This window comes from Dyella japonica DSM 16301 (assembly GCF_001010355.1).
GTDB classification, from domain to species: domain Bacteria; phylum Pseudomonadota; class Gammaproteobacteria; order Xanthomonadales; family Rhodanobacteraceae; genus Dyella; species Dyella japonica.
Window position 1 is genome coordinate 50,533 of the sequence record NZ_JPLA01000045.1, and the last position, 11,164, is coordinate 61,696.

The 11,164-nt window shown below is 62.1% G+C and carries 22 protein-coding genes; all 22 read right to left on the reverse strand.

Going from position 1 to position 11,164, the window contains the following annotated elements; translation table 11 throughout:
• Window positions 1-2: 2 nt before the first annotated feature.
• Window positions 3-440, reverse strand: a complete 438-nt coding sequence (gene rplO, locus Y882_RS15740; protein ID WP_199045596.1) for a 50S ribosomal protein L15 — start codon at window positions 438-440, stop codon at window positions 3-5.
• Window positions 440-637: a 50S ribosomal protein L30 gene (gene rpmD / locus Y882_RS15745; RefSeq protein WP_046972898.1), complete on the reverse strand. Its 198-nt coding sequence runs from the start codon at window positions 635-637 to the stop codon at window positions 440-442. The genes rplO and rpmD overlap by 1 nt, the downstream gene beginning before the upstream one ends.
• The gene (gene rpsE / locus Y882_RS15750; RefSeq protein ID WP_046972899.1) at window positions 630-1,139 is read right to left on the reverse strand and encodes a 30S ribosomal protein S5; all 510 of its coding nucleotides are present in this window, start codon (window positions 1,137-1,139) and stop codon (window positions 630-632) included. The genes rpmD and rpsE overlap by 8 nt, the downstream gene beginning before the upstream one ends.
• Before the next feature lie 117 nt (window positions 1,140-1,256).
• Window positions 1,257-1,616, reverse strand: coding sequence for a 50S ribosomal protein L18 (gene rplR, locus Y882_RS15755; protein WP_046972900.1), 360 nt, complete (start codon window positions 1,614-1,616; stop codon window positions 1,257-1,259).
• A gap of 83 nt (window positions 1,617-1,699) precedes the next feature.
• Entirely contained in the window at window positions 1,700-2,227 is a 528-nt protein-coding gene (rplF, locus tag Y882_RS15760) for a 50S ribosomal protein L6 (protein WP_046972901.1), read from the reverse strand.
• Window positions 2,228-2,237: 10 nt separating this feature from the next.
• On the reverse strand, window positions 2,238-2,633 hold the full coding sequence (gene rpsH, locus Y882_RS15765; RefSeq protein ID WP_046972902.1) for a 30S ribosomal protein S8: 396 nt from the start codon (window positions 2,631-2,633) through the stop codon (window positions 2,238-2,240).
• A 220-nt stretch (window positions 2,634-2,853) separates the two neighbouring features.
• A complete protein-coding gene (rpsN, locus tag Y882_RS15770) occupies window positions 2,854-3,159 on the reverse strand; it encodes a 30S ribosomal protein S14 (RefSeq protein WP_046972903.1) in 306 nt (101 codons plus the stop codon).
• A 22-nt stretch (window positions 3,160-3,181) separates the two neighbouring features.
• On the reverse strand, window positions 3,182-3,724 hold the full coding sequence (gene rplE, locus Y882_RS15775) for a 50S ribosomal protein L5 (protein ID WP_046972904.1): 543 nt from the start codon (window positions 3,722-3,724) through the stop codon (window positions 3,182-3,184).
• 10 nt (window positions 3,725-3,734) lie between these two features.
• Window positions 3,735-4,049, reverse strand: a complete 315-nt coding sequence (gene rplX, locus Y882_RS15780; protein ID WP_046972905.1) for a 50S ribosomal protein L24 — start codon at window positions 4,047-4,049, stop codon at window positions 3,735-3,737.
• 14 nt (window positions 4,050-4,063) lie between these two features.
• Window positions 4,064-4,432 carry a 50S ribosomal protein L14 gene (gene rplN / locus Y882_RS15785; protein WP_038620422.1) on the reverse strand — a complete coding sequence of 123 codons (369 nt, stop codon included), beginning with the start codon at window positions 4,430-4,432 and terminating at the stop codon, window positions 4,064-4,066.
• A 14-nt stretch (window positions 4,433-4,446) separates the two neighbouring features.
• Complete coding sequence (gene rpsQ / locus Y882_RS15790) at window positions 4,447-4,707, reverse strand: 30S ribosomal protein S17 (protein WP_038620426.1); 261 nt, start codon at window positions 4,705-4,707, stop codon at window positions 4,447-4,449.
• A gap of 12 nt (window positions 4,708-4,719) precedes the next feature.
• The gene (rpmC, locus tag Y882_RS15795; protein ID WP_046972906.1) at window positions 4,720-4,905 is read right to left on the reverse strand and encodes a 50S ribosomal protein L29; all 186 of its coding nucleotides are present in this window, start codon (window positions 4,903-4,905) and stop codon (window positions 4,720-4,722) included.
• A 1-nt stretch (window position 4,906) separates the two neighbouring features.
• A complete protein-coding gene (rplP, locus tag Y882_RS15800; RefSeq protein ID WP_019464892.1) occupies window positions 4,907-5,320 on the reverse strand; it encodes a 50S ribosomal protein L16 in 414 nt (137 codons plus the stop codon).
• Between the two features lie 12 nt (window positions 5,321-5,332).
• Window positions 5,333-6,082, reverse strand: coding sequence for a 30S ribosomal protein S3 (rpsC, locus tag Y882_RS15805; RefSeq protein WP_046972907.1), 750 nt, complete (start codon window positions 6,080-6,082; stop codon window positions 5,333-5,335).
• A 14-nt stretch (window positions 6,083-6,096) separates the two neighbouring features.
• Entirely contained in the window at window positions 6,097-6,432 is a 336-nt protein-coding gene (rplV, locus tag Y882_RS15810; RefSeq protein WP_046972908.1) for a 50S ribosomal protein L22, read from the reverse strand.
• On the reverse strand, window positions 6,432-6,704 hold the full coding sequence (rpsS, locus tag Y882_RS15815; protein ID WP_046972909.1) for a 30S ribosomal protein S19: 273 nt from the start codon (window positions 6,702-6,704) through the stop codon (window positions 6,432-6,434). The genes rplV and rpsS overlap by 1 nt, the downstream gene beginning before the upstream one ends.
• A gap of 12 nt (window positions 6,705-6,716) precedes the next feature.
• Window positions 6,717-7,538, reverse strand: a complete 822-nt coding sequence (gene rplB / locus Y882_RS15820; RefSeq protein ID WP_046972910.1) for a 50S ribosomal protein L2 — start codon at window positions 7,536-7,538, stop codon at window positions 6,717-6,719.
• Between the two features lie 18 nt (window positions 7,539-7,556).
• Window positions 7,557-7,850: a 50S ribosomal protein L23 gene (rplW, locus tag Y882_RS15825; protein WP_046972911.1), complete on the reverse strand. Its 294-nt coding sequence runs from the start codon at window positions 7,848-7,850 to the stop codon at window positions 7,557-7,559.
• A complete protein-coding gene (gene rplD / locus Y882_RS15830) occupies window positions 7,847-8,449 on the reverse strand; it encodes a 50S ribosomal protein L4 (RefSeq protein ID WP_046972912.1) in 603 nt (200 codons plus the stop codon). Before rplD ends, rplW begins: the two co-directional genes overlap by 4 nt.
• A gap of 11 nt (window positions 8,450-8,460) precedes the next feature.
• Window positions 8,461-9,102, reverse strand: coding sequence for a 50S ribosomal protein L3 (rplC, locus tag Y882_RS15835; RefSeq protein WP_046972913.1), 642 nt, complete (start codon window positions 9,100-9,102; stop codon window positions 8,461-8,463).
• 20 nt (window positions 9,103-9,122) lie between these two features.
• Complete coding sequence (gene rpsJ / locus Y882_RS15840) at window positions 9,123-9,434, reverse strand: 30S ribosomal protein S10 (RefSeq protein WP_017461875.1); 312 nt, start codon at window positions 9,432-9,434, stop codon at window positions 9,123-9,125.
• Window positions 9,435-9,973: 539 nt separating this feature from the next.
• Window positions 9,974-11,164: an elongation factor Tu gene (gene tuf, locus Y882_RS15845; RefSeq protein ID WP_046972914.1), complete on the reverse strand. Its 1,191-nt coding sequence runs from the start codon at window positions 11,162-11,164 to the stop codon at window positions 9,974-9,976.

Sequence of the window (11,164 nt, forward strand, 5' to 3'; positions counted from 1 at the left end):
GATTACTCCACGCTGCCGCCGGCAGCTTCGATCGCTGCCTTGGCGCCGGCCGTAGCCAGCACGCCCGACAGCTTCACGGCGCGGCCGATTTCACCCTTGAGGACAACCTTGACCTTCTTGGCATGGCTGTCGATCAGACCCGCCTGGTGCAGCGCGATCGTGTCGATCACGTCAGCCTTCAGGGTGGCCAGCTGGTACAGGAACACTTCCTGGCTTTCTTTCTTCTTCAGCGAGCGGAAGCCAACCTTCGGCAGGCGACGCTGCAGCGGCATCTGGCCGCCTTCGAAACCGTACTTGTGGGTGCCGCCCGCGCGAGCGTGCTGACCCTTGTGACCGCGACCGGCGGTCTTGCCGAGGCCCGAACCGATACCGCGACCCACGCGAAGGCGGGTCTTGCGGGAGCCGGCGGCCGGCTTGATGTCGTTAAGACGCATGGTGATTACTCCTCAACCCGCACGAGGTAATAGACCGTGTTGATCAGGCCGCGAACCTGCGGGCTGTCCTTCAGTTCACGGACGTCATTGAGCTTGCTCAGGCCGAGCGCCTTCACGCTCAGGCGATGGCGGCTCTGCACACCGCGCAGGCCCTTGACCAGGCGCACGCGCACGGTGGCGGCGGTTTCGTTGTTCTTAGCCATTGCCCAGCACCTCTTCCAGGGTCTTGCCACGCTTGGCAGCGATCTGCTTCGGCGAGGCAACGGCCTGCAGGCCCTTGATGGTCGCGCGGACCAGGTTGATCGGGTTACGCGAACCGACGGCCTTGGCCAGCACGTTCTTCACGCCCACCACTTCCAGCACAGCGCGCATGGCGCCGCCGGCGATCACGCCGGTACCTTCGGAAGCCGGCTGCATGAACACGCGGGCTGCGCCGTGGTTGGCCTTGATGGCGTACCACAGGGTGCCGTTGTTCAAATCGATGCTCACCATCTGGCGGCGGGCGCGCTCCATGGCCTTGGAGATGGCGACCGGCACTTCACGCGCCTTGCCATAACCAAAACCCACGCGGCCTTCGCCGTCGCCGACCACGGTCAGCGCAGTGAAGCTCATCTGGCGGCCACCCTTGACGGTCTTGGCCACGCGGTTAACGGCAATCAGCTTCTCGAGCAGGCCGTCTGAATTTTCGCGATCGGTAGAAGACATGTTTTTTTCCATGTGCCCGGCAAACCGGGACTTTTACTTGCGGCTGAGCCGCTTGGAGTTGTGGGTACTTCTGTTGGCATCAAGTGCCGGCGGACCGGCACCCGATACCAAGCGGCCTTAGAACTTCAGGCCGGCTTCGCGGGCCGCATCGGCCAGCGCCTTGATGCGACCGTGGTAGCGGAAGCCCGAGCGATCGAACGCCACGGACTCGATACCAGCGGCCAACGCACGCTCAGCCACAGCCTTGCCGACAGCGGCGGCAGCGGTGAGGTTCTTCGTGCCCTTCAGACCTTCAGCAACCGACTTCTGCACGGTGGAGGCAGCTGCCACCACGTTCAGGCCGTCGGCGGCAAACACCTGTGCGTACAGGTGCTGACCGGTGCGATGCACGGACAGACGCGCCACACCGAGCTTGCGGATGTGGGAGCGAGTCGACTTGGCGCGACGCAGGCGGGATTCGTTCTTGTTCATCGTCATAGTTCCTAGAAGCGGATCGACAAGCAGCTTTAGCCTTTTTGAAGAGTGCAGCCATGGATGGCTGCTCTTTCGCGAGGGACCGCTTACGCCTTCTTGGCTTCCTTCAGGGTGATCTTCTCGCCGGAGTAGCGCACGCCCTTGCCCTTATAGGGTTCCGGCGGACGGAAGCCACGGATCTTGGCAGCCACTTCGCCCACGCGCTGCTTGTCCGAACCCTTGATGAGGATTTCGGTCTGCGTCGGGGTTTCGATGGTGATGCCTTCCGGCGCTTCGAACACCACCGGGTGCGAAAAGCCCAGGGCGATGTTCAGCGACTTGCCGGCCATCGAGGCACGGTAGCCCACGCCGACCAGCTCGAGCTTGCGCTCGTAACCGTCGGACACGCCCTTGACCATGTTGGCCAGCAGCGCGCGCAGGGTGCCGCCGAACTTGTCGTCCGCGCCTTCGGCGAGAACGATGTTGGCAACGCCGTTATCGATATTGATCGAGGCGCCCGGCAGGTGATGGATCGCCAGGGTGCCCTTCGGGCCCTTGACGGAAATGCCGGTGGCGTCGGACTTGACTTCAACGCCCTTGGGCAGGTTGATCGGTTTCTTGGCTACGCGGGACATCGTCGGCTCCTTATGCGACCTGGCCGATGACTTCGCCGCCCAGACCCTTGGCACGGGCCTGCGCGTCGGTCAGCAGACCGGCGGAAGTCGAGATGATCGAGATACCCAGGCCACCGAGGACCTTCGGCAGCTCGTCCTTGCCGCGGTAGACGCGGAGACCGGAACGGCTGACACGGGCAATGGTTTCGATAGCCGGACGGCCTTCGAAATACTTGAGCTTGATCTCGAGCACCGGCTTGCCTTCCACGGAGGAGGCCTTGGCGTCGAGGATATAGCCCTCATTCTTGAGAAGGTTGGCGATGGCCACCTTCAGCTTCGACGACGGCATGTTTACGGTCTGCTTGCCCGTGAGCTGGGCATTGCGGATGCGCGTAAACAGATCGGCGATGGGATCAGTCATGCTCATGAAAACATCCTTCAGAGTGCACCGATATCCGAAAAACCGGAAATCAATTCAATTGTGAGCCGGCACAGTGCCGACCTGCGGAACGCAGACCGACGACTATAACAGCTTTTTCCGACTTTGCGAACATCAGCGCATAAATCGCGCCAACGGCGGCAGGCTGACGCCTACCGCCGCATCGAACGCCAACGGGCCGAAACCCGTCAACGCCCTGTTTGGGGTATTACCAGCTGGCCTTGCGCAGGCCAGGCACGTCACCACGCATGGTGGCTTCGCGCAGCTTGTTGCGGCCCAGGCCGAACTTCTGATACACGGCGCGCGGACGGCCGGTCAGAGCACAGCGGGTGCGCTGGCGAGACGGGCTCGCGTCGCGCGGCAGCTTCTGCAGCTTGGTCTGGGCTTCCATCTTCTCGTCATACGAGGCGCTGGGGCTCAGCACGATCGCCTTCAGTTCGGCGCGCTTGGCGGCGTACTTCTTGACGAGCTTGGTCCGCTTGATATCGCGGTTGACCATCGAGGTCTTTGCCATGGATAGATATCTCTCGCGTGTATCAGTTGCGGAACGGGAAGCTGAAGGCTTCCAGCAGCGCTTTGGCCTCGTCGTCCGACTTGGCGGTGGTGGTGATGGAGATATCCATACCACGCATCGCGTCGACGGCGTCGAAGTCGATTTCCGGGAAGATGATCTGCTCTTTGATGCCGAAGTTGTAGTTACCGCGGCCGTCAAAAGCGCGACCCGACACACCACGGAAGTCGCGCGTACGCGGCAGCGAGATGTTGATCAGGCGATCGAGGAATTCCCACATCTGCGCGCGGCGCAGGGTGACCTTACAGCCGATCGGCCAGCCGTCGCGGATCTTGAACGAGGCAACCGACACGCGGGCCTTGGTCTGGATCGGCTTCTGGCCGGAGATCTTGGCCATGTCGGCCACGGCGTTCTCGAGCACTTTCTTGTTGCCCGCCGCTTCGCCCACGCCCATGTTCAGCGTGATCTTGGTGATGCGGGGAACCTGCATCACGTTCTGGTAACCAAAACGCTCGGTGAGCTTCTGGATGACCTGGTCTTTGTAAAAGGTTTCGAGACGCGTCGTCATGATTGATTCCTTACGCGTCCACAACTTCGCCGGAGGACTTGAACACGCGCACCTTACGCCCATCAGAGAGCGTCTTGGCGCCAACGCGTTCACCCTTGCCCGTGGCGGAGTTGAACAGCTGGACGTTGGAGATGTGGATCGAAGCCTCACGCTCGACGATGCCGCCAGCCTGGTTGGCCTGCGGGTTCGGCTTGGTGTGACGCTTGACCAGGTTCACGTTGGAGACGAACACACGCTCGCCGTCAACGCGCAGCACGTCGCCGCGCTGACCCTTGTTTTTGCCGGTGATCACGAGGACCTGATCACCCTTGCGGATACGGTTCATGGTCTAGTCTCCGCTCAGAGCACTTCGGGCGCGAGGGAGACGATCTTCATGAACTTCTCGCTGCGCAGCTCGCGAGTGACCGGCCCGAAGATACGGGTGCCAATCGGCTCGAGCTTATTGTTGAGGAGGACCGCTGCGTTGCCGTCGAAACGGATCAGCGAGCCATCGGGACGGCGCACACCCTTGGCGGTACGAACCACCACGGCGTTGTACACCTCGCCCTTCTTCACCTTGCCGCGGGGGATGGCATCTTTCACGGTGACCTTGATTACGTCACCGATCGCGGCGTAACGGCGCTTGGAGCCGCCGAGCACCTTGATGCACATCAGTTCGCGGGCACCGCTGTTGTCGGCCGCGGAAAGCGTGCTTTGCATCTGGATCATGTCTGCACCCTCCCTTAGACGTTAGCGCGCGTGATGATTTCGACCACGCGGTGATGCTTGGTCTTGGACAAGGGACGGCATTCTGCAATGCGGACCAGGTCGCCCTCGTTCGCGCCCAGGTCGTCCTGTGCGTGAAGCTTGGTCGAACGACGGATGATCTTGCCGATCAGCGGATGCTGTTCCTGGCGCTCGATCAGGACCGTCACGGTCTTGTCCATCTTGTTACTGATGACGCGGCCCTCGAGGGTGCGCGTCTGCTTTTGGTTGTCGCTCATATCAGCCGTCCCTTACTTCTTTCCGCCGAGCACGAACTTCGTGCGGGCGATGTCGCGCCGAACGCGGCGCAGCTGGTGCGGCTGATTGAGCTGGCCGGTGCCCTTCTGCATGCGCAGATTGAACTGCTCCTTGCGGAGGTCCAGCAGATGCTTGTTCAGCTCGTCGGCCGACTTGGTGGTCAAATCTTTGATGGCCATATCACATCACCGCCCGGGTCACGAATTGGGTCTGGACCGAGAGCTTGGCAGCGGCCAGGCGGAACGCCTCGCGTGCCGTCGCCTCGTCGATACCCTCGATTTCATAAAGCATGCGGCCCGGCTGGATCGGAGCGACCCAGTATTCGACGCCACCCTTACCGGCACCCATTCGAACTTCGATGGGCTTCTTGGTGATGGGCTTGTCCGGGTACACGCGGATCCACAGCTTGCCGCCGCGCTTCACAAAACGGGTGATGCAACGACGACCGGCTTCGATCTGACGAGCGGTCAGGGCGCCAAAGGTGGTTGCCTTCAGACCGAACTCGCCAAAGCTGACGAGGTTCGACGAGAAAGCCAGACCATCGTTACGGCCCTTGAACTGCTTACGGTATTTGGTTCGCTTAGGTTGCAGCATGGCAACTCTCCCTTACTTCGCCGTCCGCTCGCGACGGCCTTCACCGCCCTCGCGACGCTGTTCACGACGACCCTCACCACCCTCGCGGCGCGGCTGGGACTGCTCTTCCTTCGACTCCTGGCTGGCGGCTGCAAGGTCGAAGATCTCGCCCTTGTAGATCCACACCTTGATGCCGATGACGCCGTAGGTCGTATGAGCCTCGGCGGTGCCGTAGTCGATGTCGGCGCGCAGCGTATGCAGCGGCACGCGACCTTCGCGGCTCCATTCGGAACGAGCAATCTCAGCGCCGTTCAAACGGCCAGAGACATTGATCTTGATACCCAGTGCACCGAGGCGCATCGCATTGCCGACCGAGCGCTTCATGGCGCGGCGGAACATGATGCGACGCTCCAGCTGCTGCGCGATCGACTCGGCAACCAGCTGTGCGTCCAGCTCAGGCTTACGGACTTCACTGACGTTGATGTGCGCCGGAACGCCCATCAGGTCACTGACTTCCTTGCGCAGCTTCTCGATATCCTCGCCCTTCTTGCCGATCACCACGCCCGGACGGGCGGTGTGAATCGTCACGCGTGCGGTCTTGGCCGGACGCTCGATGAGGATCTTGGAGATGCCGGCCTGGGCCAGCTTCTTGCGCAGCATCTCGCGGACCTTGAGGTCAGCAGCGAGGTACTGGGCGTATTCGCCCTTGTTGGCGTACCACTTCGAGTTCCAGTCCTTGGCAATGCCGAGGCGGATACCGGTGGGATGAACTTTATGACCCATCGTCTACGTCCTCTTTAGTTGCCAACGACCACAGTGATGTGGCTCGTGCGCTTCAGGATGCGGGAACCGCGGCCCTTGGCGCGGGCGTACATGCGCTTCATCGCCGGACCTTCGTCGACGAAGATGCGGGCGACCTTCAGGTCGTCGACGTCGGCGCCGAGGTTGTTCTCGGCGTTGGCGACGGCCGACAACAGCACCTTGCGAACAAGGGCTGCGGCCTTCTTGTTGGTGAACTGGAGCACGTCGCTGGCTCGGCCCACGGGCATGCCGCGGACCAGGTCAGCCACCAGGCGTGCCTTCTGCGCCGAAATGCGGGCGCTGCGCAGGATCGCTTTGGCTTCAGTGCTCATCACTTACCCTTCTTGTCGCCGCCATGGCCCTTGAACGTACGGGTCGTCGCGAACTCGCCGAGCTTGTGCCCGACCATGTTCTCGTTGACCAGCACAGGGACATGCTGACGGCCGTTGTGGATGGCGATGGTCAGGCCGACCATTTCCGGCAGGATCATCGAGCGGCGCGACCAGGTCTTGATCGGACGCTTGTTATTGGCGGAAACGGCGGCTTCCACCTTCTTTACGAGGTGCAGGTCGACAAACGGACCTTTCTTTAGAGAGCGCGGCATGATCGTTTCCTATTACTTGCGACGACGCACGATGAACTGCTGGGTGCGCTTGTTCGAGCGCGTCTTGTAGCCCTTGGCCGGCGTACCCCACGGAGAAACCGGGTGACGACCGCCAGAGGTCTTGCCCTCACCACCGCCGTGCGGATGGTCGACCGGGTTCATCACCACACCGCGGACGGTGGGACGAATACCCAACCAGCGCTTGGCGCCGGCCTTGCCGAGCTTCTTCAGGCTGTGCTCGCCGTTGCCCACTTCACCGATGGTGGCGCGGCAATCGACCGGCACGCGGCGCATTTCGCCGGAGCGAAGACGCAGCGTGGCGTAACCCGATTCGCGAGCGACCAGCTGGACCGAAGCGCCGGCGGAGCGCGCAATCTGCGCACCCTTGCCCGGACGCATCTCGATGCAGTGGATGGTCGAACCCACCGGGATGGCGCGCAGCGGCAGGCTGTTGCCGGCCTTGATCGGCGCATCGCTGCCCGACACCAGGCGATCGCCTGCCTGCACGCCCTTGGGCGCGATGATGTAACGACGCTCGCCGTCGGCATAGCACAGCAGTGCGATATGCGCGGTGCGGTTCGGATCGTATTCAATGCGCTCGACCTTGGCGGCAATGCCTTCCTTGTCGCGCTTGAAGTCGATGATGCGGTAACGCTGCTTGTGACCGCCGCCCTGGTGGCGAACGGTGATGCGACCGTAGTTATTGCGACCGCCGTTCTTGGTCTTCGCCTCGGTCAACGCCGCGTACGGCGCGCCCTTGTGAAGGCCCTCGGTGCGAACGCTGACTGCGTCGCGACGACCGGGGGAGGTCGGCTTGTGAGTGATCAGTGCCATCTCAATTCAACTCCTGGCTCAGGCTTTGGCCGACACGTCGATGGTCTGGCCATCGGCGAGGCGGACATAGGCCTTACGCTTGCCCTGGCGATTGCCAGTGCGGAAACGGAAGGACTTGACCTTGCCCTTGGCATTGACGAGGTTCACCTGCTCGACCTTGACGTCGAACATCTGTTCCACCGCTGCGCGGACATCGGCCTTGGTTGCCTCGGGGGCGACCACGAATACGTACTGGTTCTTCTCGGCCAGGCGTGCAGCCTTTTCCGAGATGTGCGGCGCACGCAGCGTATTCAGAATGCGTTCGTTGCTCATGCCAGCCACTCCTCGATCTTCTTCACCGCATCGACGGTCATGACGATGTGGTCCGAACCGACCAGGCTGACCGGGTTCAGCGCCAGCACGTCCACGACGTGGATGTACGGGATGTTGCGCGCGGCCAGGAAGGTGGCTTCGTTGGCGTCTTCGGACACCAGCAGCACGCGACCCGAGACCTGCAGTTCAGCCAGCTTGGCAACCATCGCCTTGGTCTTGGGGGTATCGATGCCGAAGCTCTCGACCACCTTCAGACGGTCCTGACGGACCAGCTCGGCGAGGATCGAACGGATGGCAACGCGATACGACTTGCGGTTGACCTTCTGCTCGTAGCTGCGCGGCTTGGCAGCGAACGTACGGCCACCACCGACAAAGATCGGTGCACGGTAGTCACCGTGACGGGCGCCGCCGCCCTTCTGCTTCTTGAACTTCTTGGTGGTACCGGACATCTCGCCGCGCGACAGCTGCGACTGGGTACCGGCACGGCCGCCCGCCTGATAGGCGATGACGACCTGGTGGATCAGGGCCTGCTTGAGCTCACCGCCGAACACTTCGTCCGACACGTTGAGCGGCTTGGCGCCAATAACATTGAGTTCCATGGCGTCTCTCCTCAGCCCTTGGTCGTCGGACGGATGACGACGTCGCCGCCGGTAGCACCCGGCACCGCGCCCTTCACCGCGATCAGATGACGCTCGGCGTCGACCTTGACCACTTCCAGGCCCTGCTGCGTGCGGTTGACCGCACCCATGTGGCCCGACATCTTCTTGCCCGGGAACACGCGGCCCGGGGTCTGACGCTGACCGATAGAACCCGGCGCACGATGCGACAGCGAGTTACCGTGGGTCGCGTCACCCATGGTGAAGTTCCAACGCTTGATGGTGCCCTGGAAGCCCTTACCCTTCGACACGCCGGCAACGTCAACAATCTGACCTGCCTGGAACACGTCGTCGGCCTTGATCTCGGCGCCCACGCTGTACTTGCCGAGGTCGTCGGCAGACACGCGGAACTCCCACAGACCACGACCCGGCTCAACCTTGGCCTTCGCGTAGTGACCCTTCAGCGGCTGCGTCAGCAGGCTGGCGCGCTTGACGCCGGCTGCGACCTGCACAGCGCTGTAACCATCGTTTTCTTCCGTCTTCAGCTGCGTGACGCGATTCGGGGTGGCCTCAATGAGGGTCACCGGAATCGAACGGCCATCTTCAGTGAAGAGTCGGCTCATGCCGCACTTGCGGCCAACTAGTCCGATACTCATCTTCGTATCCTGTCTCTCGCTCAACCAAGCTTGATCTGAACGTCCACGCCAGCGGCGAGGTCCAGCTTCATGAGCGCGTCCACGGTTTTGTCGTTGGGGTCAACGATGTCGAGCACGCGCTTGTGGGTACGGGTTTCGTACTGGTCGCGGGCATCTTTGTCGACGTGCGGCGACACCAGAATGGTGTAACGCTCGATCTTGGTCGGGAGCGGAATCGGGCCGAGTACCGTTGCGCCAGTGCGCTTGGCAGTCTCGACGATCTCGCTGGCCGAGCGATCGATCAGACGGTGATCGTACGCCTTGAGCCGAATGCGAATCTTTTGGTTCGCCATAAACCGTGTCCTGTTATCGAAAGAACAATTCTTGTGATTCGAGTGAGCTTCTCGCCCACCCGCACAACCCATTTACTGCCTACAACCAGTCGCTCGTGGCGGGCTGATGCCCTCCGCAAATCGACCTTAAAAGACTAGGCAGGCCCAAAACGGGCCCGCCTAGACGGAAAAGTATAAAACGCGCGAAATGGCCAGGTCAACAAAGCGTCACGCTTCGTCGTCCGAGCCCTCTCTTGCGTATTGGCCATCCAGGCCAGCGAACTCGAAGCACTTCCTGTGCCTCATTTCGCTGTAAGGTCGCCCGAACCTAGGTCCGGCGACAGGCAAGACGGCGACTATAGCTGACTATCGTGCAGAAGAAAAGACCTAAGCGGTTCTTTTTCCGCGGAATGCTGCTTTTTTTGCTCGGCGTCCCCGCGCGAGGCCGAGGCGAAATGACGCACCAGGGGCGCGTGCCCCGATCCAGTCACATAAAAAAAGCCGGCCCTGAGGCCGGCTTTTTTCCTGGTTGCCACCCGAAGGTGGCAGCCCGAGGGGTATTACTTGATGACCTTGGCCACCACGCCGGCGCCGACGGTGCGGCCGCCTTCGCGAATGGCGAAACGCAGGCCTTCGTCCATCGCGATCGGGTGGATCAGGCTGACCACCATCTTCACGTTGTCGCCCGGCATCACCATTTCCACGCCTTCCGGCAGCTGGCAAGCGCCCGTCACGTCGGTCGTGCGGAAGTAGAACTGCGGACGGTAACCCTTGAAGAACGGGGTATGACGGCCACCTTCGTCCTTGGACAGCACATAGACTTCGGCTTCGAAATCGGTGTGCGGGGTGATCGTGCCTGGCTTGGCCAGCACCTGGCCACGCTCGACGTCGTCACGCTTCAGGCCGCGCAGCAGCAGACCGGCGTTGTCGCCTGCCTGACCCTGGTCCAGCAGCTTGCGGAACATTTCCACGCCCGTGACGGTGGTCTTCTGGGTCGGACGGATACCGACCACTTCGACTTCGTCACCGACCTTGATGATGCCGCGCTCGATACGACCGGTCACCACGGTGCCGCGGCCCGAGATCGAGAACACGTCTTCCACCGGCATCAGGAACGGCTTGTCGATCGCACGCACCGGCTCCGGGATGTAGGAGTCCAGCGCGTCGACGAGGGCAATGATCGCCGGCACGCCGATTTCCGACTGGTCGCCTTCCAGCGCCTTCAGCGCCGAACCCTTGATGATCGGGGTGTCGTCGCCCGGGAAGTCGTACTTGGAGAGCAGTTCACGCACTTCCATTTCGACCAGCTCGAGCAGCTCGGCGTCGTCCACCATGTCGGCCTTGTTCAGGAACACGACGATGTACGGCACGCCCACCTGGCGCGACAGCAGGATGTGTTCGCGGGTCTGCGGCATCGGGCCGTCAGCGGCCGAGCACACCAGGATCGCGCCGTCCATCTGCGCGGCACCCGTGATCATGTTCTTCACGTAGTCAGCATGGCCCGGGCAATCCACGTGGGCGTAGTGACGGTTCGGCGATTCGTATTCGACGTGGGCGGTCGAAATCGTGATGCCGCGTGCCTTCTCTTCCGGCGCCGCGTCGATCGCGTCATACGCCTTGAATTCGCCACCGAAGCGCTCTGCGCCGACCTTGGTCAGTGCGGCCGTCAGCGTCGTCTTGCCGTGGTCCACGTGACCAATCGTGCCGACGTTGACGTGCGGCTTGGTGCGTTCGAATTTACCCTTTGCCAT